Below are 22360 nucleotides of genomic sequence, written 5' to 3'. Positions count from 1 at the left end.
AAGGGCGACGACATGACGAACCACGCCGCACGGGTCGAGAGCTGGCTCGACGAGCGGGCCGACGAGATGGCGCGTCTCCTCGAACGCCTGGTGGCCGTCGACTCCGAGAATCCCCCCGGGCGCGCGCTGGGCCGCTGCGCCCGGATCCTGAGCGAGGCGATGGGCCGTCTCGGCCTGTCCCCGGAGATCATCGGCATCGCCGACCCGTCCGGCCGCCTGGAGGACCCCTGCGTCGTCCGCGGCACGGCCGGCGCCGGCGACCCGCTGCTGTACCTCCACGGGCACTTCGACGTGGTGCCCGCCCAGAGCCGCGACCAGTTCACCCCGGTGCGCCGCGACGGGAGGATCACCGGCCGGGGTACGGCGGACATGAAGGGCGGCATCGTCGCCATGCTCTACGGCGCCGCCGCGGCCGGGGAGCTCGGCCTGGTCGGCACCGGCCGGATCGTCGTCCACCTGGTCTGCGACGAGGAGACCGGCAGCGTCCTGGGCGCCGGCCACCTGCGCGACGCCGGGCTCATCGACCCGGCCGCCGTGGCGATGGTCACCGCCGAGCCCAGCGGCGGCGTCGTCTGGAACGCCGCCCGCGGCGCCCTGTCCCTGCGCGTGGAGGTCCGGGGCCGCGAGGCCCACGTCGGGCAGGCCGACCGCGGGGTCAACGCCTTCGGGCACATGCTGCACGTCGCCCGCCCGGTCGAGCGCCACGCCGCCGAGACGGCCGGCCGGCACACCGTCCTCCCCATGAGCGCCGGGGACGCCCGGGGCAACATGCTCGTCGTCGGTGGCCTGTCCGGCAGCGGCTCCTCCTTCAACGTCGTTCCCGGCTCGGCCTTCTTCACCGTCGACGGCCGCTACGACCCCGAGGAGGACCTCCAGGCCGAGCTCAAGCGCCTGACCCGCATCGTCGAGGACGCCGCCAGCGAGATCGGCGCCGAGGTCTCCGTCCACGTCACCCAGCTGCAGCCCCCCGCCGCGACCCCGCGTGACCACCCCGCCGCGGTCGCGCTCGCGCGTGTCGTCGGCGACCTGCACGGCGCACCGGCCCGCTTCGAGACGTGCCCGGGCATCCTGGAGACCCGCTGGTACGCCCAGCTCGGCATCCCCGCCTTCGGCCACGGCCCCGGCCTGCTGGAGGTCTCCCACGGCCCCGGCGAGTACGTCGACGAGGCCGCCGTGCGCCGCTGCGCCGCCGTCTACGCCCTCTACGCAGGCGACATGCTGCCCTGACGGCCCGGGGTCAGGGCCGCGCGGGTCCGGCCGTGACGCGGCATCCGTGCCGGGAACAGGCGGTCCGTCACCCCTGCCGGGGACGGCACGGCGGGTGCGGTGGCGCGTTCACAGGTCGCCGCCCAGGGCGGCCGAGACCGCCAGGACGTCGGCGTAGTCGCGCAGGCGGACGATCCGCCCGTCGCGCACGGTCAGCACGACGATGTTGGGAAGCGCGAAGGCGCCGGTGGACGGGCTGGTCCCGATGGCCTCCTGCTCGACGACGATCGTCTCCGGATCGCCGGTGTCGTGGACGGCGAGGGTGCGGTAGCGCTCGTACGCCAGCGGGTAGGCCTTCCACCCCTCGGTCATCCAGGTCACGATCTCGTCCCGGCCCTCCAGCCGGGACGGCACGCCCGGGGGCGTGAACGGGAACTCGTGGACCGCGTCGGCCGCGTACAGACGGCTCATGTCGTCGGCCGACCGGGCGATGGAGGCCCGGCGGAAGCGCTCCAGGACCTCGCGCGCACCGGTTCCCCGCTCGTCGATGCCGGTTCGGTCGTGTTCCGACGGCGTCATCGGTGTCATCGGTGTCATCGGGCGGCCCTCCATGCTCTGATACGTCGTGCTCGGTGAGCCGTGCCGCTAAAGTGAGACACAGTCCGGTTAGATGGACACGGTAACGGACCATGTCCCCGGTCAGCAACGACGGGAGGTCGCGGTGACGGATCACGACGCGCGGCCGCACGCCGGGCGTCCGAGACGCGCGGACGCCCGGCGTAATCGCGAGCGCCTGCTCGAGCAGGCGCGGATCGCGTTCGCCGAGTCCGGCCCGGACGCCTCGCTGGACGAGATCGCCCGGCGGGCGGGGGTGGCCAGCGGGACGCTGTACCGGCACTTCCCCACCCGGCCGGACCTGGTGGAGGCGGTGCTCGGCGAGCGGATGGCCGAGCTGACCGGCCTCGGCCGCGAGCTGCTGACGGCCTGGGACGAGTTCGACGCCCTGTCCGCGTGGTTGCGTGCCGCGCTCCTGCACGCCCTGACCTATCGGGGCCTGCCTGCCGCGGTGATGAACGCGGCGCTCGACCGCGAGGACGACCCGGTGTCGGCCTGGCACGTGGAGCTGTTCGAGGTGGGGGCCGCGCTGTTCGCGCGGGCGCGGCGGTCGGGCGCGGTCGCCGCCGACGCGGACGCGGCGGACGTGCTGAAGATGGTCGGCGCCATCGCCCTGGCCGCCCCGGGGACCCCGGACGGCCGGACGCAGGCCGAGCGCCTGCTCACCCTGCTGCTGAACGGGCTGCGTCACCGCGACGCCCCGGGATGACCGGCCGTCCCCCGCCTCGGCGCCCGGCCGGAGCCCTGGGACGAGGCCGACGGCGGGTGACGGAGCGCTCTCGCCTCAGCGGCCGGGGCAGGGACGAGGCCGAGGGCGGAGGCGGAGCGGTCCCGTCTCAGTGATCGGCCGGGGCCGGGACGAGGCCGTCGGCGACGAGGCCCGCGAGCACCGCCTCCCCCAGGGCGTGGACCGCGGACCTCGGCCGTACCATCACCGTGATCTCCTTGATCAGGCCGGCCTCGTCGAAGTGGAGCAGGTCCATGCCGTGGATCTGCCTGCCGCCCGCGACGGCGCGGAACAGCAGCACGGCCGACGGGGCCTCGGCGCCGTCGGCGGCGGTCTCGGCGACCCCCTCCAGGGACCCGACGTACCGGAAGTCCTCGAAGACGCGCAGCAGGACGCCGAACAGCCCCAGGACCGCGTCCCTCCCCTCGAAGGGGGTGAACGTCACCGGGCTGTGGAGACGGACGTCCCCGGTGAACAGCGCCTCCAGGGCGGAGAGATCGCGACGCTCGACGGCGGCCCGGAACCGGTCTGCCATGGCCATGGGACACTCCCTAGTCAAAGATGTGATTACTCATGTATGTGAGTATCATGGCGGGCGTTCGGGGAACAGAGGAAGGGGGCATCCGATGGCGTTACGGCACGCCGTGCTGGCGGCACTGCTGAACGAGGAGCTCAGCGGGTACCAGCTCGCCAAGGCCTTCGACGTCGGCGTGGCCAACTTCTGGCACGCCCTCCCCCAGCAGCTCTACGCCGAGCTGGCCAAGCTCGAACGGGAGGGGCTGGTCGCAGGCCGGGAGGTCGTCCAGGACACCCGTCCCAACAAGCGCCTGTTCACCGTCACCGAGGCCGGGCTCGCCGAGCTGACCCGGTTCGCGGCGACCGCCGACAAGCCGTCGTTCATCCGCGACGACCTCCTCGTCAAGGTCCAGGCCGCCGACCACCTCGACCCCGACGAGCTCGTCACGCGGCTCCTCGAACGGGCCGCCCTCGCCGACGCCAAGATCGAGCTCTTCGGCGGGCTCCTGAGGCGGATGCGCGGCGACCGGGACGAGGAGGACTTCCTGCGTCACGGCGACCACATCGGCCCCTACCTGACCTGCCTGCGCGGCCTGGCCTTCGAACAGGGCAACCGCGACTGGTGCCACCGGACCGCGGCCGTCCTGCGGGAGAGGCGGACCACCGATGTCCCACGATGACCACCCCCGCTACGTCGCCCTGGGCGACAGCCAGACCGAGGGGCTGGGCGACGGCGACGACACCGTCGGCCTGCGCGGGTGGGCCGACCGGCTCGCCGAGCACCTCGCCGCGAGCACCCCCGGCCTCCGGTACGCCAACCTCGCCGTACGCGGGCAGCTGGCCGCGCAGGTCCGCGCCGGGCAGCTCCCCGCCGCCCTGGCCCTGCGCCCCGACATCGCCACGGTCGTCGCCGGGGTCAACGACCTCCTGCGGCCCCGCTTCGACGCCGACGAGGTCGCCGCCCACCTGGAGGCGATGTTCGCCGCGCTCACCGCGCAGGGCGCCCGCGTGGCGACCGTCACCTTCCCCGACATCACCCGGATCATCCCGGTCGCCCGTCCCCTGTCCCCCCGCGTGACCGCCCTCAACGACCGCATCCGCGCCGCGGCCCGCCGTCACGGCGTCGCCGTCGCCGACGCCGCGCACCACCCGGCCGCCACCGACCCGCGGTTGTGGACCACGGACCGTCTGCACGCCGCCCCGCTGGGACACGAGCGGATCGCGGCGGCCATCGCGCACGCGCTCGACCTGCCCGGCAGCGACGACTCCTGGACCCGCCCCCTCCCACCGCCGGACAGCCGCCCCTCCCCATGGGACGTCACGACCCAGGAGATCCGCTGGGCCGTCACCTTCCTCGGGCCCTGGCTGGGCAGGCGCCTGCGGGGCCGTTCCTCCGGCGACGGCCGCTCGGCCAAACGCCCGCACCCGCTCCCCGTCCTGCCCGGCCAGGGCCTCGGCGACGACCGGATCGGCGCGCCCGGCACCGACGGCCCGCACCGGTTCTGACCGGGCCCGGCCCGGCGCGGTCACGTGACCGCGCCGGGCGGTCCGTGACGGGTCATGACGGGTCATGACGGGCCGGAGGATCGCCTCCGCCACGGGCACCACCGGTGGCCGCCCGCGACGGGCCTCCGGGGATCCGCCGGTCAGGTCTCCCGTGGCGCGGCCGTTCGCCGGGCCGGGCCGGCGGGGGGCCGGATGTCCCCGCCGCGCCGCAGGGTGAGCGTCTCCTGCTCCAGGATCTCGGCGACCCGGCCGACGAAGTCCGTGAGCGTGCGCAGCTGCTCCTCGTCGTAGTCGTCGACGACCGCCGACACCCGGGCACCGAAACCGGCGAAGATCTGCCCCAGCTCCCGTTGCGCCACGCCGTCGTCCACCGGGTGCACGATCGTGCGGCGCCGGTCGGTCGCGTCCGTCTCGCGGCGTATCAGACCGGCCTTCTCCAGCCGGTTGAGCACCTGGGCGGTCGCGGCCGTCGACATGCCGGTGACCGCGGCGAGCCGCCCCGGGTGGGTGGGTCCCTGGCGCAACAGGATCTCGGCGCATTTGTAGTCGGTCACGTTGAGGCCCAGGCGTTCGGCGGCCGCCGTGTGGAACAGCACGATGGCCGTGCTGAACCGGCTGCCGAGCTGGCGCCCGAGGTCACGCTGCAGGGCCTCGCGCCGATCCGGGCCGTCCTGCTGGTTCACGTCTCCTCCAACGGACTTGACACGTCTGGGACCGCCCCAGTACAAATACCTAAACTTTTAAGCTAAATTCTTTAGTTAACTCAGTGTAACGGACTCCGCGACGAGATCCGCTACGCCATGACGATTGTCCCCTCCGCGCCCACCCGGCCGGTGCCGCCCGTACCCCGACGGACCCCGTCCCCCCTCGGCGGCACCGTCGGCGCTCCCGCCGCGGCAGGGCCGTGCGACATGGCCCGCGCCCTCCCGCACGCCGACCACCGAGACGACTCACACCCCAGCAGAACGGAGATCATCATGTTCACGGTCCTCATCGCCGGTGGCGGTATCGGCGGCCTGTGCCTGGCCCAGGGGCTGCACAAGGCCGGCGTGGACGTCACCGTGTTCGAGCGTGCCGCCTCACCCGACGCGTTCAAGGAGGGATACCGCATCCACCTCGACCCCGACGGCAGCCGTGCCCTGCACTCCTGCCTGCCCGCCGAACGGTTCGCACTGCTCGACGCGGCGTGCGGCCGCCCCCCGAGGGCGTTCGCCTGGCTCTCCGAGGGCCTCGACGAACTGCTGTCGCTCAACGTCGCCGCACCGGACGGACCGCCCGACCCGGTCGCCGTGCACCGCTCGATCAACCGGTTCACGCTGCGCCAGATCCTGCTCGACGGGCTCGGCGATCGCGTCCGGTTCGGCAAGGAACTGCTGCGCTACGAGACCGGTGCCGACGGCGCGGTCACCGCCCACTTCGCCGACGGCGACCGCGCCGTCGGATCCGTCCTCGTCGGCGCCGAGGGCACCCACTCCCGCGTACGGGCGCAACTGCTGCCGCACGGCGGCAGGACCGACACCGGCGTCGCCGGGGTCGGCGGGCGCCTGCCGCTCACCCCCGCCACCCGTCACCTGCTCCCGTCCCAGCTGCGACGCGGGCCGGCCATGGTGCTCGCCCCGGGAGGAGTGAACATGTTCCTCGCCACGCACGAGACCGCGCCCGGCACGAACCTGCCCGCCCACATGCTGCCCACCGAGACCGGCGACTACCTGGTCTGGGGCCTGAGCGCCCGGCGCGAGGCGCTGCCGGCCGGGGGGATCGACCACCTCGGCCCCGAAGCGCTGCGGGAGCTCACGCTGGACCTCGTGCGCACCTGGCACCCCCACGTACGGCAGATCGTCGGGGAGTCGTCGCCCTCCTCGCTGTCGGCGTTCACGATCCGCACCGCGGTGCCGGTACGGCCGTGGCCCGCCACCACCGTGACCGTGCTCGGCGACGCGATCCACAGCATGCCGCCCTCCCGGGGCATCGGCGCCAACACCGCCCTGAGGGACGCCGGCGTGCTGTGCGCCGCCCTGGTCGCCGCCCGCGACGCGGGCACCGTCGACGGGCGGGCCCTCACCGCGGCGATCGCCGGCTACGAGCGACGGATGCGCCGGTACGGGTTCGCCGCGGTGAAGGCGTCCAACAGGGCCCTGAGCCAGTCGGTGACGACCAACTCCGTGGCGTTCGCGACGTCCAGGGCGGCGATGCGGCTGATCAACAGGTTCCCGGCCGCCAGGGACCGGGTGTTCCGCTGACCGGGGCCACCACCCGCCGCCGCCGAGCGTCCCCGGTCACGGCCGGGCGCCGCCGGACGTCAGCCGGCCGCCTGGAAGGCGCGGCCCGCCGCGGTGGCTGCGCCGTTGCTCCGGAACAGGCCGCTGTTGGGCTCGGTGTCGGAGGAGGGCAGGCCGAACCAGGCGTAGCGCTGCACGTACGGCAGCGAGGCCAGCATCTTGGTGGAGGCGGTGACGAACGCGGCCTGCTGGGCGTCGGTGGGGAAGCGGACGCCGTTGGAGAAGTCGATCAGGGCGAACTCGGTGAGCCAGATCGGCTTGCGGTAGCGCTCGTACACGGCCTGGATGTAGGACCTGAGCTGCCCGACCGCGGCCTCGGTGCGGAAGTCGCCGCCGTACCAGTGCAGGGTGATGAAGTCGACGCGGTACCCCTTCTGGGACGCCCCGGTCATGAACCGGTCCAGCCAGCCGCCCGGGGTGTCACCGCCGTAGGCGACGGCGGGGCTGCCGATCTTCTGGCCGGTCGCGGTCAGCCTCGGCCACAGCGACAGCGCCTTCTCCACGCTCATGTTGGACTGCTCGGCCAGGTCCGGCTCGTTGAAGCCGAGCAGGTACGGGCCCGCGGCCTTCGCCTGGGCCAGGTTCTCGTCGGTGACGCTCGCGGCCCCCCAGATCATCGGGACGAACTCCGCCGACCTGGGGGTGGTGACACCGTTGTGGTGCGGGGCCCACGTGTAGTACCAGCTCGCACCGGAGGCGGCCAGGGCCGCGCTGACACCGGGCGCCTGCCACACGCCCACCCCCTTCTTGGCGGAGGTCTCCACGGGGACCTCCGGGACCGGGGTGGCCGGGGTGCTCGGGCCGGAGGTCGGCGTCCTGGTCGGGGTCGTGCCCGGGGTCGTGCTCGGCTTGGGGGCCGTCGAGGTGGTCGGGGTGACGCTCGGGCCGGAGGTCGGCGTCCTGGTGGGGGTCGTGCTCGGCTTGGGGGCCGTCGAGGTGGTCGGGGTGACGCTCGGGCCGGAGGTCGGCGTCCTGCTCGGGGTGGAGCTCGGCTTGGGGACGGTCGAGGTGGTCGGGGTGACGCTCGGCGCGGGAGCGGCCGTCCCCTTGCCGAAGACCTGGAACTCCCAGAGCGAGACGCCGTACCGGCTGGACCGCTCGGTGGCGTGGAGCCGCACGTAACGGCCGGTGGCCGAGACGTCGAGGGTCTGCACGCCGCCCTTGCCCGCGGTCGTGCGGTGGACCGTCCTCCACCGCCCGCCGCCGTCGGAGGTCTGGATCCGGAACGCGGTGGCGTAGGCGTGCTCCCAGTTCAGCACGATCTTCTTGATCGCGGTGGGCCTGCCCAGGTCCACCTGCAGCCACTGGGGGTCGTCGAACCTGCTGGACCAGCGGGTGTCGTTCCTGCCGTCGACCGCCGCGGCCGGGGACAGGTCGCCCCGCTCGGACGAGGAGGCCAGGGCGGCGCGGCCCTGCGACACGGGGGTCTCGGCCGCGCCGGCCGGCAGGGCGCCCCCGGTCACGGAGGCGCCCAGGACGGCGGCGAGGACACCGGCGAGCGCGGTGCGGCGCATCCGCCGGCCGGTTCCGCGGCCCGCGGCGGTACTGCGCTGAACGGTCATGCTCATACGGATGAAGGTCCTTCGTACGGGAGTCGGTGGTCGGACATCTCTGCGTATCTGACTGCCTCGGGCACGCTCCCCCCGGCCTGATCCGGTGGCCGGGTGGGTGCGCCCCCGTACAGGAGACGGGTGCGCGGCACGGGGACAACGGAAACCTGGAAACGGGATCCGGGGACGCGGGGACGCGGGACCTCGGGGACATGAGATCGGGGACATGAGATCCCGCAGGGCCGCGCGTTCCCGACGCCGGGCGCGGGACCCGGACGCGCACGCCGCCGTCCCCGTCGCGCCACGGCGGCACGGGAGTGCCTCGTCCACGCGGCGCGGGATGGTTCGCCTCGCGAATCATCCGGTTCCCGGACTGTTACCCTGACCCGGTGGACAAGCATGATGACGGGCGGTTCGGGATCGTGTCCGCGCTGGTACGGTCCACGTTCCTGGTGAACGCCGTGTACGCCGAGTCGGGCCGGGAGTACGGCCTCACCCCCCAGCAGGGGCAGCTGCTGTGCGTGCTGATGGCGCAGCCGTACGGCATGGGCGAGCTCGGCACGATGCTGAGGCTGGCCAAGTCCAGCCTCACCGGCCTGGTGGACCGCACCGAGCGCAACGGCCTGGTCCGGCGCGAGACGGACCCGCGAGACACGCGTGCGGTGCGGGTCGCGCTCACCCCGAGGGGCGGCAGGCTCGCGCGGGAGTTCTACACCGAGACCTGCCGGAGGATCGAGACGCTGTCGGAGGGACTCCAGGACGCCGAGCGCGACACGCTCGCCGCCCTGCTCGGCCGCGTCGTGCTGGACAACAAGGTCCCGATGATCTTCCTGGAGCCGGACGAGGGGGCCCGGAGCACCCCCGAGAACTGAGCGCGCGACACCGCACCCCGCAGAAGAGGTTGCAGTTCGCACTACGAACTAATATTGTTCGTAGTGCGAACTAAACCTCTTTCCTTCAGGAGTGGGCACAATGAGTCGTACGGTCGCGATCATCGGCGGAGGGTACGGGGGGTCGGCGCTCGCCAAGGCGCTGGACCCCGAGGCCGACGTCGTCCTCATCGACCCCCGGGACGCGTTCGTCAACTCGGCCGGATCGCTGCGGGCGCTGACCCGGCCGGACTGGGCGGGCAACCTGTTCTTCCCCTACGACCGGTGGCTGACGCGGGGCACGCTGATCCGCGAACGCGCGGCCTCGGTCGATCCCGGCGGCGTCACCCTCGCGTCGGGCCGGCGGGTCGCGGCCGACCACCTGGTCCTGGCGACCGGTTCCGGCTACGCCTATCCGGCCAAGCCCGAGGCCGACTCCGCCGACGAGATCCTGGCCGACCTCCGCCGGACCCACGGGGAGCTGGCCAAGGCCGAGCGGGTGCTGATCCTCGGCGCCGGACCGGTCGGCCTGGAACTGGCCGGGGAGATCAGGGAGGTCTGGCCGCACAAGCGGGTGACCGTCGTCGACCCGGCCGAGGGGCTCCTGCCCGGCTTCCGGCCGGAGCTGCGCCAGGACCTGCACCGCCGTCTCGGCGACCTGGACATCGACGTGCACCTGGGCACCGGCCTGGTCGCACCGCCGCCGGTCGAGCCCGGCCGGGCCGGGACCTTCACCGTCGCCACCAACGGCGGACAGGAGATCACCGCCGACATCTGGTTCCGCGCCCACGGCATGCGCGTCAACAGCGGCTACCTCGCCGACGACCGGCTCACGCCCCGCACCGCCCGGGGACAGGTCCCCGTCACCGAGAGCCTGACCGTGCGCGGGTACGACCACGTCCACGCGATCGGTGACATCACCGACGTCGCCGAGGCCAAGATGGCCGGGTACGCGATGCAGCACGCCGAGGTGGTGGCGCGGAACATCACCGCCCGGCTGCGCGGCGAGCGGCCCACGGCCACCTACCGGCCCCTGTCCCACCCCATGATCCTGCTCCCGCTCGGATCGCGTGACGGGGTCGGGCAGCTGCCCACCCCCGACGGCCCGGCCGTCGTGCCGGTCGAGACGGTCGTCCGGTACAAGGGCGCCGACCTGTTCACCGGCCGCTTCACCGAGCAGTTCGGCACCGCCTGAGGGCACCCCCGAGGTCACCGCTCGAAGCGGGCGCTCGAAGGCTCCTCCCGAAGTCACCGCTCGAGGTCGCCGCTCGAAGCCGGCGCATGGAGTCACCGCTCGAAGGCCCCCCGCACGCCCCCGGCGGGGCACCGTCACGAAGGTCCCCGTGGAGGGACCGTGATCGACACAAACCCCCCTCGAACGAAAGGCAGGACCGTGTCCCTACCAGACGTCGTCTTCGGTTTCGGCGCGCACACCGGGATCGACGACGTGCCGGAGCTGCTGCGCACGGCCCGGCAGGCCGACCGCGACGGGCTCGACGTCCTGTCGCTGTCGGACCATCCCTACCTCGGCACGCGCCTGGACGCCTACGCCTCCATCGGGTTCGTCCTGGGGCACACCCGGCGCATCTCGGCCTTCGCCAACGTCACCAACCTGCCGACCCGGCCCGCCGCCATGCTCGCGCGGACGGTGACATCGCTGTCGGCGCTGTCGGGCGGCCGCGTCGTGCTCGGCATGGGCGCGGGCGGGCTGTGGGACCGGATCTCCGACATGGGGGTGCCGAGGCTGTCCCCGGGCGATGCCGTGGACGCCTTCGAGGAGGCGATCACGCTGGTCAGGCTGCTGTCGGGGGGTGGCCCACCGGTCACCCACCGGGGCCGCCACTACCGGGTGGACCGGATCGAACCGGCCCCGGTGGCCGCGCCTCCCGTGTGGACCGGGTCGGTCGGCCCGAGGTCCCTGGCCGCCACCGGCCGGGTGGCCGACGGCTGGATCCCCGGCCACGCGGCGGACTGGCTCAGCGAGCGGTACCGGACGTCGCGGCCGGTCATCGACGAGGCGGCGACGGCCGTGGGCCGCGATCCCCGGGAGATCCGCACGGTCTTCAACTTCCCCGGACGCGTGACCGACCGGCCGTTGCCCGCCACCCGCGACCGCGACGGCCGCTGGATCGGCGGCTCCGTCGACCAGTGGGTCGAGGAGCTGACCGGGGCCGTCCTGGAGCACGGCGCGTCGGGTTTCGTCCTCTTCTCCGCCGACCACGGCTCGCCGGACGCCGTCCTGCTCGGCCGCTGGGGCGCGGAGATCGCCCCGGCCGTACGCGAGGCGGTCGCGGCGGAGAAGGGCTGACCGCGCCCGGCACGACCACACCGCCGCCCGAGGGCGGGCAGGGTGGCGGGCGTGTCAGTTCAGCAGTTCGCGGGCCAGCGCCTCGCTCCACCACCGCTCGACCCGGTCGGGTGGCCAGCCGCGTTCGACGGTGAGCGTGACGTAGACGTCGATGTTGCACAGGGCCGCGTAGACGTCGACGGCGGAGCGCACGTCCAGGCCGCGGCGCAGCACGCCCTGCGGCCAGGACGAGAACACCAGCACGCGGGTCTCGTCGCCCCGTCTGCGGCCGTCGTGGTAGGCCGCCGCCAGCTCGGGCTCGGTACGGGCCGCCTCGCGCACCAGCGCGATCACGTCGCCCGCGCGCTCGAACAGCCGCCGGTCGTAGGCGGCCATCGCCGCGAGCTGGCGCCCGGGGTCCTTCGCGAAGGTCTCCAGCTCCTCCAGCATCCGTGGCACGTCGGCCGACAGGTCGGCCGCGTCGGCCAGGGCCCTGGTCAGCCCCGCCTTGTTGCCGTACGCGGCGTAGACCGTCGGCACGGAGACCCCCGCCTCCTGGGCGACCTCCCGTACGGTCGTCGCCGCCCACCCCTGCGCGACGAACAGCCGGTGGGCGGCGCGGGCGATCTCCGCCCGGGTCTCCCGCGCCTGCGTCGCCCGGCGCAACGACTCGTAGCGGCGCCGGTCCTGCTCTGCACTCACCGCTCCCCCAATCGCTTTACGGTCCTTATAATGAATATATGTCACGTCAATCATTTGGAGGGGCCACCATGGGCTTCTCCCGGATCACCGGCATCGCCGCCCTCGGCTTCGCCTCCGTGATCGTCCTTGCCAACACCATCATCGTGCCCGCGGGCCTGCCGCTCACCGGCGCCGACGTCGGTGAGGTCAGCGCGTTCTTCGGCACCGGGAGCGATGTCGTCGCCGTCTCGTCCGCGCTCACGCCCGCGGCCTGGCTGCTGGCCACGTTGTTCGGCGCGGGCGCGGTCTCGGCCCTGCGGCGCTCCGAACGCGACCGGGGCGAGGCGTGGTCGCTGCTCGGGTTCACCGGCCTGGCCCTGCAGAACGCCACCTTCGCCGCGGTCATCGCGACCCGCCTCGCGCTCGCCTCGACCGGCGCGCCCGGCGACACCGCGACCGGTGCCCTCTGGGCCCTGCACGACGCGCTGTTCACCCTCAACGGCACCTTCCTGGCACTCGCCCTCATCGGCCTGTCCGTCGCCGGGCGGCGCGCCGGTCTCATCCGTCCCTGGCACGGCGCCCTGGGGCTGACGTCGGCCGCGCTGCTGTTCACCTCGGCCACCCTGGCACCCCTGATCGTCGACCAGGCCGGCCCGCTCGGCCTCCTGGGTCTGTCCGGCTGGCTGTTGTGGGTCGTCTGGATCGTCGCGTACGGCGTCGCCCTGATCCGCCTGTCCCCGTCGTCGCCCTCGCCCTCGTCGTCCTCGTCCCCGGATCCCGTGACCGCGTGACCGCGTGAGCCTGTGATGGCGCGGTGACCCGGGCCGGATGCCGGTGGGTCCCGGGTCACCACCCTGCGGAGGAGAACACGGGAACCGATCCTGGCCCTGCGGGGGCCCGTCTCGGCGCGGCCTGTCTCGGCGTGCCCCGATCGGGCACGCTGATGCCCGCGGGCGCTCACCGGCGCCGGCTCGGTGAGCGCGGTGAACATGACCAGCACGGTGAACATGGCGAGCACGGTGGACGGTCGCCGGGTTCACCGTGTCACCGCGAGTCCCGGCTGTGTCACCGGGATCCGTCACCGGAACTCACCAGGAAACGCGAAAAAGGGGACTTCATGCGTCATCGACTGCTGGGCCGGACCGGGTTGCGGGTGTCCGAGGTGTTCTTCGGCGCGATGTCCTTCTACGAACGCGTGGACGCCTCGCGGGAGCACCGTGCCATGCTCGACGTCTACGCCGACGCCGGAGGCAACGTCATCGACACGGCGTCGGCGTACGGGGAGAGCGAGAGCGTCCTCGGCGAGCTCCTGGAGGGGCGCCGCGATCGTTTCGTCGTCTGCACCAAGTACACGCTCTCCCGCGACCAGGACGATCCGAACGCGGCGGGCAACCACCGCAAGAACCTCGCCCTGTCGCTGGAGAGCAGCCTGCGGCGGCTGCGCACCGACTACATCGACCTGTACTGGGTGCACCTGTGGGACCGGCACACCCCGGTGGAGGAGACGATGCGGGCGCTGGACGACGCGGTCCGCACCGGGAAGATCCTGTACGTGGGCATCTCCGACGCCCCGGCCTGGCTGGTCAGCCGCGCCAACACCCTGGCGGAGTGGCGGGACTGGACACCGTTCGCCGGCCTGCAGGTGCCCTACAACCTGCTCAGGCGCGACGCCGAGCGGGAGCTGCTGCCGATGGCGGAGGCGTTCGGGATGAGCGTGGCCGCCTGGGGGCCGCTCGCGGGCGGCGTGCTGTCCGGGAAGTTCACCGCGCCCGGCGGCGTCGAGGTCCCCACCCGGATCGACCCGGCGACCCTCACCGACCGCGACCACGCGGCCGCGCGCGCCGTACGGGAGGTCGCAGACGGGCTGGGGGTCGGTGCGGCCCAGGTGGCGATCGCCTGGACCCGCGCCCGGTACGACATCGTCCACCCGATCGTCGGCGCCAGGGACGCCGGGCAGCTCGCCGAGAACCTGGGGTCGGTCGACGTCGTCCTGCCCGAGGAGGCGATCCGGCGGCTGGAGGCGGCGACGGAGTTCGAGCTCGGCTTCCCCGGCGACTTCATCGCCGAGTGCGAGGCGAACCCGTGGGTGTTCGGCAAGGCCGCGGTCACCGGGAGGTCCCGCAGGCCCTGATCCGCGCCTCACCACGGGCGCTTTCGACCGTGTCCCACCCGTGTCCCGCGCCTCATCCCTGTCGCAGCCGGTCGCGGAGGGTACGCGCGACCTGCGCCATGAGCGCCTCGGCCCCGGGCTGGTCAACGGCCGGTACGCGCGACTCGGTGAGGACCGCCACCCCGAAGACCTGACCGTCGGCGTGCTCGACCACGCCGACCTCGTGGCGCAGGTTGAGGAGCGTGCCGGTCTTGGAGGACCATCGCGTGGCGTCGGAGGTGAAGTCGGGTGCCAGCCGGTGCCGTATGAGGTTGTCGGCCATGAGGCCCCGCACCCGTCCGGCCGTGCCGGGGTCGATCGCGGACGGGGTCCACAGGGCCCGCAGCAGGTCGGCGAACGCGCGCGCGGACCCGGAGTTCGCGCGCGTGACGTCCAGCTGCGGGATCCGGTGCCCGCGCCCCGCCGTCGCCGCCTCGATGGCCAGGATGTGGGCGAGGTGCGCGTCGGCCGGGTCGAGGCGTTCGGCCGGGGTCTCGCTGAGCTCCCAGATGGTGTGGCGGACCGTGATGCCGCGCAGCCCCAGCCGGTGCAGCTCCGCCGCGACCCCGGCGGGCGGGGTGAGAGCGAACAGCGCGTCCGTCGCCGTGTTGTCGCTGACGGCGACGCTGAGGTAGAGCAGGTCGTCCACGGCGATCCTGGCCGGGTGCCGGAACCTGCTCAGCCCGGTCGGCCCCGGGGTGGTGACCGGTCCCGGCTCCACGAGGATCTCCGCGGAGCCGTCCAGCTCACCCCTGCGGACGCGCTCCAGCGTCGCGATGGCCAGCGGGACCTTGACCAGGGAGGCGATCGGGAACTCCAGGTCCGGCTCGATGCCGATCTCGTCGCCGGTGCGCAGGTCCCGGACCAGGAACGACCCGCGCAGTCCCGCGTCGTCGAGCATCCGGTGGAGCTCGCGGAGCTCGCGGGTCAGTCTCTCGGCGATGACGGCGCCCCTTCCTCCCGGTCGTCCGCGCCGAGGCAGCGGGCGATCGCGTCCCGGAGACGGGTCCGGACGCGCTCGGCGTCGTCCCCGGCCGCCGCGGACACCTCGAAGCCGCGGACCGGCCGGATCTCCCCGGCCGGGCGCCAGTGCAGCCCCAGCTCCCCGGCCTGCTTGGCCGAGCACAGCAGCAGGTCCGCCGAGCCGAGGACCTCCGCCACCGCGGCGGTGAGCGTGGCCGCGACGCCGACCTGCGCGGGCTGGAGACCGACGGCGTCTCGGACGCGGAACAGGGGGTCGCGGATGTGGGGGACGTCGTCCTCGGGCTGGATCCAGATCCGGCTCCTGCGCGACGACCGGTCGGCGCGGCCGGTCCGGAGGGTCTCGACGTAGACCGTCCCGGGCAGGAGGTCGGTGGCACCGGCCAGGCCGAGCCGTACCGACCAGACGGCGTCGCCCTGCGGCGCGGCCGTGAGGGCGGCGCGGACCAGGCGGGAGCGGACGAGTTCCGCCCGGTCGGCCGGGGCCGCGGTCTGGAAGTCGAGGCGGATGCCGTTCCGGCGCGCCTCGGCGTCGAGCCGTGCGAGGTCGCGCACCGCGCAGATGTCCGGAACGGCGAAGCGCAGGGGGTTGAGCCTGGCGCGTTCGGCCTCGTACTCCATGTCGTCCGCCAGGCGGACGAGACGCCTCGCCGACGGCAGCATGTCGCGTCCGAACGGGGTCAGCCGCGCCCCGCGCGACGACCGGTCGAACAACCGCTCCCCGAGGTGTCTCTCCAGGCCGGCGATCCGTCGGCTGGCGACGGACTGCGGCATGCGGGTGGCCGCCGCGCCCTCGGTGAAGCTCCCCCGCTCGCTCACGTTGACGAACGCTCTCCACGCTCCGAGGACATCCACCGGCGGAGTCTATGTCAAAAGAGCATGGAAGGCCCTGTTTCCGTCTTTGACGGCATCGAAGGGCGGCGCGAGACTTCCGGTCGGTGCCACGCCCGCTGCCTGGGCGGCACCGGTACGGCGACGCCCGCCCATCCGCGCCGGGCGCCGCACCCTCTCCCATCCGATGACGACAGCAGGGGAACCGATATGCGACACCTCACCTCCCGCTCCCGCCGCCTGACGGCGCTGCACGCGAGCGCCCTGACCCTCCCCCTCCTGGTGGGCGGCGTGCTCGGCGGTGGTACGGCCTCGGCCGCGCCCGTACCGGCGGTGGCGACGGCGGTGGTCCAGGAGGCGCCGGGCGAGGCCGGGGTCAGGAGGGAACTGCGCGCGCTGGAGGCGTCCTTCAAGGGCCGCATCGGCGCGTACGCCGTCGACACCGCGACCGGGAGGACGATCTCCTACCGGTCGGGCGAGCGTTTCCCGATGCTGTCCACCTTCAAGGCGGTCGCCGCCGCGGCCGTGCTGCACAAGGCCCGCACCTCCGACCCGGGCCTGATGGACAGGGTCGTGCGCTGGACGGCCGCCGAGGTGAAGGAGCACTCCCCGATCACCTCCGAGCACGTGGACGACGGGATGACCGTGGCGGCGCTGTGCGACGCCGCCATCACCCACAGCGACAACACCGCGGGCAACATGCTGCTCAAGCAGATCGGCGGCCCCGCCGGCCTGACCCGGTACTTCCGCACGCTGAAGGACCCGATCTCCCGGCTGGACCGGTGGGAGACCGAGCTCAACGACTGGAGCCCCAAGGAGAGGCGTGACACCACGACGCCCGCGTCCATGGGACGTGACCTGCGCGCGCTCACGGCCGGGAAGGCCCTCACCGCCAAGGACCGGGAGCGGCTGAACGGCTGGCTGATCGCCAACACGACCGGTGACGCCCGCATCCGCGCGGGCCTGCCGAAGACGTGGAAGATCGGCGACAAGACCGGCACGAGCTCGTCGTACGGGGCCGGGAACGACATCGCGGTCATCTGGCCCCGCGGATCGGCCGCGCCCGTCATCATGGCGGTCTACACCAACCGCAGGGCCGCGGACGGCGTCGCCGACAACACGGTGATCGCGCGGACCGCGACCGTCCTGGCCCGCGGCCTCGGCAGGCTCTGACCCCATGGGTGACGTGGGCACGCCGCGTGGCGTGCCCACGTCACGCGGCGTGCCCACGTCACGCGGACAGGTGCGTCGCGCGGACAGGCGTATACGGACAGGCCTATGACGCGGGACGGGCGGTTCGCCGGGACGGGACGTCACCCGGGACGGGCAGGTCGCCGGGTGACGTGTCGCCCGGCGACGTACCCGGTCGAGACCGTGGACGGATGTGCCCGCCTGCCCGGTGTTCCTACCGTGATCCGCATGACCGGACACCGATCCCCCGCCCCGGGGTTACCGATGACCGCCCTGATCGGGCTGGCCCTGCTGGCCGCTCCCCGCGTGGTGCTGCACGACCTCGACGTGATCCAGGAGGGGACGTTCGTCAACGCCCTCTTCGTCTTCGTCCCGCCGATCGTGTGGATCGCCGTCGTCCTGGTCAGGCGGGTACCGTCCCCGTTCATGACGCTCCTGGCCGTCGGCGCCCTCTACGGGGTGTTCCTCGCACTGGGACACCAGTTGCTCTGGGACGTCGCCTGGGGCGACGACCCGCCCTCGCTCGGCGGCACCCTGAGCGAGCTCGCGCCGGACACGGAAGCGGTGATCATAAGGGGGTTCTCGGCCGTCGGCAGCGTGGTCACCGGCGTGGTGGTCGGGGCGGTCTGCGGGCTGGTCGCCTGGGCGGCCGGCAGGGTCCTGCGGCGGACGCACGCCTGAGGGTCCGGCCGGACGGGTGTCACGGCCGGGTGTCACGGGTGGCGGGTCGGCGGCGTCACCCTCGCGACGGATCGCCCGGCCGCCGGGACCGTCCGGAGACCTCCGGACCGTCCACAGGCCCGGGACCGTCCACAGGCCCGCGATCGCGTCGGCGGGCAGGTGGGACGAGGTGGGAGGCCGCCCCCGGCTCTCCGGGACGAACGCCCGGATACGTTGTGCCGTCCGTCCGTCCGTGCCGGTCGCCCACGTCGGTCGGTTGTGCCGGTCGGTTGTGCCGGTCGCGCGCAGGCGTGATGTGGGCCCTGCGACCGAGGCCTCCTCCCTCTCGGGAACGAGAGAGAAATGGCCGCCGTCCCGAAGCGCCGGTCCCGCTCCCACGGCGACCATGGCCACATGCCCGGCTCCCCGACACTCCCCCAGACCTCCGTCTCGCCGACGAAGCGGATCTCCGCGCTCGACGCGCTACGCGGCTTCGCGCTGTGCGGGATCATCTTCATCAACATCCCCCAGACCATGGGGATGTTCGCCTATGCCGGCCAGTTGCCCGAGCCGCTGCGCGTGTTCTTCCTGGGCCGCTTCTATCCCATCTTCTATCTGCTGTTCGGGGTGGGGTTCGGCATCTTCCTGCGCTCCGCCGCCAAGCGTTCGGACAGGCCCAGACTGCTCCTGCTGAGACGGTTCCTCGCCCTGGCCGTGCTGGGCGCCGTCCTGCACCTGCTGCAGCCCGGTGAGGTGCTGCTGCCGTTCGCCGTCACCGGCCTGCTCGTCCTGCTGCCTCTCAGCTATCTCCCCCGGCGTGCGCTGCTCGCTGTGGCGCTGGTCCTGATCCTTGCGGGGGTCCTCGCCGGAGTGGGCGGCCTGGGCCTGCTGCCGGGTCTGTTCGCGCTCGGCTTCGCACTGGCCGAGATGGGGGTGCCCGAGGCCCTCGACGACCATCCCGGCCGCCTGGCCGTCCTGGGCGTGGTGGCGCTGGCCGTGTGCGTGCTGACGTTCTGGCTCATCACCCTGCCACCGCCCGACCCGGCGCAGATCCGGCTCGGGATGACCCTGTCACTGGCGACCGCGTGCTGCTATGTCGCCGGTTTCCTTCTCCTGCTCCGTACGCCGGTGGGCCCGGCGCTGTCCTGGGTGCTCGCTCCGATGGGCAGGATGGCTCTGACCAACTACTTCGGCGCCGCCCTGCTGTTCGTTCCCATCGGCACGGCCATCGGCCTGCCCGGCTCCAAGCGGTGGACGGCCGCGCTGCTTCTCGGTGTCGGCATACTGCTCGCCCAGGCCGTGGTGAGTAATCTGTGGTTGCGAAGGTTCGGCTATGGCCCGCTGGAGTGGGCCTGGCGGTGCGTGACGTACTGGCGGTTGCTGCCGATCGGTGGTGCCGCGAACGCCGGAGAGGCTCGCGGAACGGCATGAGCGCGTGGAGCAGGGGAATGGCGCGGCTTGGTGTCCGCACGCCCCAGGGGCGCGACACGCTGGCCGCCGCCGTCCTCATCGCTCTCAGCTCGGCCCGGTTGCTGCCCGCCGTCCACGGTGACCGGCTGGCCGGGTTGCCCGCCTGGGCCGTGGGCATCGGCTTCCTCCTGGCCACCGCCGACCTGGCCACCATCGCCGTGCGACGTCGCCGCCCGGTCCTCGCGCTCGCCACGGCCACCGTGATCCCGCTGGTGGGCGTCCTGCTGCCCACCCGTCCCGCCTTCATCGGCATCGGCATCGTGGTCTGCTCCTACACCGTGGCCAGCCGCCTCCCCCTGGCCAGGGCGCCCATCGTGATCGCCGTCTGCGCGGCCGTCCACACCCTCGGTGCCCTGCTCGGCACGGCCGCGGGAGGAGACCACGGCGGCCTGCTCACGTTCTGGGGCGTGCTTCCGGGTGACATCCCCGGCATGGTGGCCGCGGCCGCGGCGGCGTACCTGCTCCCCGCCACCGCGGGCTTCTACGTCCAGGCCACCCGGGCCGCTGCCGCCAGGGCGTCCGCGCGCATCGCCCACGAGCGCGAGGAACGGGCCAGGGCGGCCGTGGCCGAGGAGCGGGCCAGGATCGCCAGGGAACTGCACGACATCGCCGCCCATGACCTGTCCGCGATCGTCGTCCAGGCGGGCGCCGCGGACCGCCTCCTCGACCGCGACCCCGCGGCGGTCAGGGCGACGCTGCGCGCGATCAGATCCCAGGGCCGCGACACCCTCGCCGCGCTGCGAGCCCTGGTCGGCCTCATGCGAGAGACCGACCCCGACTCGGTCGACGGCCGGGCGCCCGCACTGGCCCGCCTGGAGGAGACCGTCCGGCGCTCTCGGGCCACCGGCATGGACGTCGAGGTCCGCGCCTCGGGCCGGCCACGCCCGTTGCCCGTCACCACCGACCTCGCCGTCTCCCGCCTCGTGCGCGAGGCGCTGACCAACGCCCGCCGCCACGCCCCCGGCTCCGCGGTCAGCGTGACGACGACGTTCGACGACACGGGCTTCGCGGTGACGGTGCGCAACACCAGGCCCGCCCGCAGGCCCACGCCCCCGGCCACCGACTGCGGTTACGGGCTGCTCGGTATGCGCGAGCGCGTCAGTCACGCGGGCGGGGAGCTCACCGTCGGCCCGCAACCCGACGGCGGCTGGCTCGTCAGCGCCTCCTTCCCCGCGGAGCACCCATGACCGTCCTTCCCGTGAGCCGCCCATGGTCCTCTGTCACGAGGATCGCCCACGACCGTCTTCCCACGCGGTCGTCCATGACCGTCTTTCCCAAGGGCCGCCCATGACCGTCCCCCCAGGCGGTCACCCATGACCGTCACCATCCTCATCGCCGACGACCAGGCCGTGGTCCGGGCCGGTTTCCGCACCATCCTGGAGTCGGAACCCGACCTCCGGATCGTCGGAGAGGCGTGCGACGGCCAGGAGGCGGTCCGACTCGCCAGGCACGTCCGGCCCGACCTGGTCCTGATGGACGTGCGCATGCCCGTCCTCGACGGCATCGCCGCGACCGAGCAGCTGGCCGGGCCGGGCGTGAAGAACCCGATCTCCGTCCTCGTCGTGACGACGTTCGACCTCGACGAGTACGTCTTCGCCGCCCTGCGCGGCGGCGCGCACGGTTTCATCCTGAAGGACGTCGAGCCCGACCAGCTGGTGGAGGCGGTCCGGGTGGTCGCCTCGGGGCAGGGTCTGGTGGCGCCCGGCGTCACCCGGCGCCTCATCGCCGAGTTCGCCCGTACCTCGAAGCGTCCGCGCTCCTCGGAGCCGCAGCCCGCCCTGACGGGCCGGGAGCGCGACACCCTCGTGCTCATCGCCCGGGGCCTGTCCAACGTGGAGATCGCCCAGGCCCTGACGGTGAGCATCTCCACGGTCAAGACCCACGTGGCCAACCTCCTGGCCAAGCTCGGCTGCCGGGACCGCGTCCAGGCGATCATCTACGCCTACGAACACGGGGTCGTCGAACCAGGCGTGTGATCCGCCGTCCCCACGGGTGACCTCACGGGCGCCTCCCGCTCAGGCGGGTGACCTCAGGGGTGTTTCCCGATCAGGCAGCAGTCCCCGCAGACCCCGCCGTCCGGAAGGCGGTAGTACAGACAGCAGCTCCGCCGGCGGAACGCCAGATCCGGTCCGGTGAACGCGCCGGTGCCACGCAGGTCGCCGACGCCGAGCAGCGCGACGGCGAGGGAGGTCACCGGCCGGCGCAGACCGGGACGGGCCCGTACGACGGCATGGGCCGCCCCGGCGAGAGCGGACGCCGCGTTCCCGTGCAGGAGCCCGGCCGCCACCTTGACCCGCAGCCCCCTGGCCAGGACCGCCAGGTGTTCCTCCATCACCAGCCGGTACATCACCCGCACGAGCGCCTGACCGCGGGGCGCCCACCAGCCCCGGGCCTCCGGCAGCCACAGGGCGGAACCGTCCACCCGTTGCCGCAGGCCGCCGAGGTCGGGAACGATGCCGTGCGTCACGGCACAGCCCAGCACCGGCGACCACAACCTCGCCGCGTGGCCCAGCTGGACCACCGAGACGGCCACGCGCCGTTCCCACAGGCCGTGGCGGGTCGCGAAGGCCGAGACCAGCTGCGCGAAACCGTCGGCGTAGGCCTCCTCGACGGACCGCCACATCCCGCCGTGCTCCCCGGCCCCGATGGAGAAGAACGGCCCCAGCTCGGCGACCTCGGACAGGGCCGCGGCGACCGCTTCCGGCGGAGCGGGACGCAACGAGGTCATGCCGGTCCTCGCGAGCGGGACCCCGCGGGGAGACGGTCCGCCGGCGCGTCCGGTGTCCTCGTCCCGCCCGGTGACCCCGTCCCGTTCCATGACCCCTTCGCCGCCTTCGTCTTG

At 73.4% G+C, this 22360-nt stretch carries 23 protein-coding genes; 15 read left to right on the top strand and 8 right to left on the bottom strand.

The features are described from left to right. Positions 1–12 precede the first annotated feature (12 nt). Entirely contained in the window at positions 13–1227 is a 1215-nt protein-coding gene (locus ACIBCT_RS32405; protein WP_399195127.1) for a M20 family metallopeptidase, read from the top strand. A gap of 108 nt (positions 1228–1335) precedes the next feature. On the opposite strand, the gene ACIBCT_RS32400 is transcribed toward ACIBCT_RS32405, so the two are convergent. After that, positions 1336–1803, bottom strand: coding sequence for a nuclear transport factor 2 family protein (locus tag ACIBCT_RS32400; protein ID WP_399195125.1), 468 nt, complete (start codon positions 1801–1803; stop codon positions 1336–1338). Positions 1804–1876: 73 nt separating this feature from the next. Between ACIBCT_RS32400 and ACIBCT_RS32395 the strand changes: the two genes are divergently transcribed. Further along, positions 1877–2530: a TetR/AcrR family transcriptional regulator gene (locus ACIBCT_RS32395; protein ID WP_399195123.1), complete on the top strand. Its 654-nt coding sequence runs from the start codon at positions 1877–1879 to the stop codon at positions 2528–2530. A 127-nt stretch (positions 2531–2657) separates the two neighbouring features. Here ACIBCT_RS32395 and ACIBCT_RS32390 read toward each other — a convergent pair whose 3' ends face one another. Further along, positions 2658–3089, bottom strand: a complete 432-nt coding sequence (locus ACIBCT_RS32390; protein WP_399195121.1) for a nuclear transport factor 2 family protein — start codon at positions 3087–3089, stop codon at positions 2658–2660. An 85-nt stretch (positions 3090–3174) separates the two neighbouring features. Here ACIBCT_RS32390 and ACIBCT_RS32385 point away from each other — a divergent pair, with 85 nt between their 5' ends. Together ACIBCT_RS32385 and ACIBCT_RS32380 are read left to right on the top strand one after the other, a co-directional pair. Next, positions 3175–3744, top strand: coding sequence for a PadR family transcriptional regulator (locus ACIBCT_RS32385; RefSeq protein WP_344897327.1), 570 nt, complete (start codon positions 3175–3177; stop codon positions 3742–3744). After that, positions 3731–4570, top strand: a complete 840-nt coding sequence (locus ACIBCT_RS32380) for an SGNH/GDSL hydrolase family protein (RefSeq protein WP_399195118.1) — start codon at positions 3731–3733, stop codon at positions 4568–4570. The genes ACIBCT_RS32385 and ACIBCT_RS32380 overlap by 14 nt, the downstream gene beginning before the upstream one ends. A gap of 140 nt (positions 4571–4710) precedes the next feature. Here ACIBCT_RS32380 and ACIBCT_RS32375 read toward each other — a convergent pair whose 3' ends face one another. Continuing rightward, the gene (locus tag ACIBCT_RS32375; protein ID WP_399195116.1) at positions 4711–5253 is read right to left on the bottom strand and encodes a MarR family winged helix-turn-helix transcriptional regulator; all 543 of its coding nucleotides are present in this window, start codon (positions 5251–5253) and stop codon (positions 4711–4713) included. 294 nt (positions 5254–5547) lie between these two features. On the opposite strand from ACIBCT_RS32375, the gene ACIBCT_RS32370 reads away from it, so the two are divergent. Continuing rightward, a complete protein-coding gene (locus tag ACIBCT_RS32370) occupies positions 5548–6810 on the top strand; it encodes an FAD-dependent oxidoreductase (RefSeq protein WP_399195114.1) in 1263 nt (420 codons plus the stop codon). 59 nt (positions 6811–6869) lie between these two features. Here ACIBCT_RS32370 and ACIBCT_RS32365 read toward each other — a convergent pair whose 3' ends face one another. Then, a complete protein-coding gene (locus ACIBCT_RS32365) occupies positions 6870–8417 on the bottom strand; it encodes a glycosyl hydrolase (RefSeq protein WP_399195112.1) in 1548 nt (515 codons plus the stop codon). 371 nt (positions 8418–8788) lie between these two features. On the opposite strand from ACIBCT_RS32365, the gene ACIBCT_RS32360 reads away from it, so the two are divergent. The 3 genes from ACIBCT_RS32360 to ACIBCT_RS32350 all read left to right on the top strand — a co-directional run bounded on the left by ACIBCT_RS32360 (position 8789) and on the right by ACIBCT_RS32350 (position 11576). After that, entirely contained in the window at positions 8789–9271 is a 483-nt protein-coding gene (locus ACIBCT_RS32360; protein ID WP_399195110.1) for a MarR family winged helix-turn-helix transcriptional regulator, read from the top strand. 100 nt (positions 9272–9371) lie between these two features. Then, a complete protein-coding gene (locus ACIBCT_RS32355; RefSeq protein ID WP_399195108.1) occupies positions 9372–10463 on the top strand; it encodes an NAD(P)/FAD-dependent oxidoreductase in 1092 nt (363 codons plus the stop codon). A 198-nt stretch (positions 10464–10661) separates the two neighbouring features. Further along, entirely contained in the window at positions 10662–11576 is a 915-nt protein-coding gene (locus ACIBCT_RS32350; protein WP_399195106.1) for an LLM class flavin-dependent oxidoreductase, read from the top strand. A 54-nt stretch (positions 11577–11630) separates the two neighbouring features. On the opposite strand, the gene ACIBCT_RS32345 is transcribed toward ACIBCT_RS32350, so the two are convergent. After that, positions 11631–12257 (bottom strand): TetR/AcrR family transcriptional regulator, encoded by a 627-nt coding sequence (locus ACIBCT_RS32345; protein WP_399195104.1) that lies wholly within the window; start codon positions 12255–12257, stop codon positions 11631–11633. A gap of 38 nt (positions 12258–12295) precedes the next feature. On the opposite strand from ACIBCT_RS32345, the gene ACIBCT_RS32340 reads away from it, so the two are divergent. Continuing rightward, entirely contained in the window at positions 12296–13027 is a 732-nt protein-coding gene (locus ACIBCT_RS32340; protein WP_399195101.1) for a hypothetical protein, read from the top strand. 326 nt (positions 13028–13353) lie between these two features. Continuing rightward, entirely contained in the window at positions 13354–14367 is a 1014-nt protein-coding gene (locus ACIBCT_RS32335; RefSeq protein WP_399195098.1) for an aldo/keto reductase, read from the top strand. 52 nt (positions 14368–14419) lie between these two features. Here the strand turns inward: ACIBCT_RS32335 and ACIBCT_RS32330 are convergent, their stop codons facing one another. Both ACIBCT_RS32330 and ACIBCT_RS32325 read right to left on the bottom strand, forming a co-directional pair. Beyond that, positions 14420–15286, bottom strand: a complete 867-nt coding sequence (locus ACIBCT_RS32330) for a serine hydrolase (protein WP_399195096.1) — start codon at positions 15284–15286, stop codon at positions 14420–14422. Positions 15287–15312: 26 nt separating this feature from the next. Then, a complete protein-coding gene (locus tag ACIBCT_RS32325; RefSeq protein ID WP_399195094.1) occupies positions 15313–16221 on the bottom strand; it encodes a LysR family transcriptional regulator in 909 nt (302 codons plus the stop codon). Between the two features lie 186 nt (positions 16222–16407). Here ACIBCT_RS32325 and bla point away from each other — a divergent pair, with 186 nt between their 5' ends. The 5 genes from bla to ACIBCT_RS32300 all read left to right on the top strand — a co-directional run bounded on the left by bla (position 16408) and on the right by ACIBCT_RS32300 (position 21494). Then, entirely contained in the window at positions 16408–17370 is a 963-nt protein-coding gene (gene bla / locus ACIBCT_RS32320) for a class A beta-lactamase (protein WP_399195092.1), read from the top strand. 246 nt (positions 17371–17616) lie between these two features. Beyond that, positions 17617–18069, top strand: coding sequence for a hypothetical protein (locus ACIBCT_RS32315; protein WP_399195090.1), 453 nt, complete (start codon positions 17617–17619; stop codon positions 18067–18069). A gap of 393 nt (positions 18070–18462) precedes the next feature. Then, positions 18463–19479 carry a DUF418 domain-containing protein gene (locus tag ACIBCT_RS32310; RefSeq protein WP_399195088.1) on the top strand — a complete coding sequence of 339 codons (1017 nt, stop codon included), beginning with the start codon at positions 18463–18465 and terminating at the stop codon, positions 19477–19479. A 17-nt stretch (positions 19480–19496) separates the two neighbouring features. Continuing rightward, positions 19497–20705 carry a sensor histidine kinase gene (locus ACIBCT_RS32305; protein WP_399195086.1) on the top strand — a complete coding sequence of 403 codons (1209 nt, stop codon included), beginning with the start codon at positions 19497–19499 and terminating at the stop codon, positions 20703–20705. Between the two features lie 126 nt (positions 20706–20831). Further along, entirely contained in the window at positions 20832–21494 is a 663-nt protein-coding gene (locus ACIBCT_RS32300; protein ID WP_399195084.1) for a response regulator, read from the top strand. A gap of 53 nt (positions 21495–21547) precedes the next feature. Here the strand turns inward: ACIBCT_RS32300 and ACIBCT_RS32295 are convergent, their stop codons facing one another. Then, positions 21548–22246 carry a (2Fe-2S)-binding protein gene (locus ACIBCT_RS32295; protein WP_399195082.1) on the bottom strand — a complete coding sequence of 233 codons (699 nt, stop codon included), beginning with the start codon at positions 22244–22246 and terminating at the stop codon, positions 21548–21550. Between the last annotated feature and the right edge of the window lie 114 nt (positions 22247–22360).

Origin of the sequence: Streptosporangium sp. NPDC050855 (assembly GCF_044456585.1) — a bacterium.
GTDB lineage: Bacteria > Actinomycetota > Actinomycetes > Streptosporangiales > Streptosporangiaceae > Streptosporangium > Streptosporangium longisporum.
Note: the sequence above shows the minus strand (reverse complement) of the source record. Positions and strands in the feature narration are given on the sequence as shown.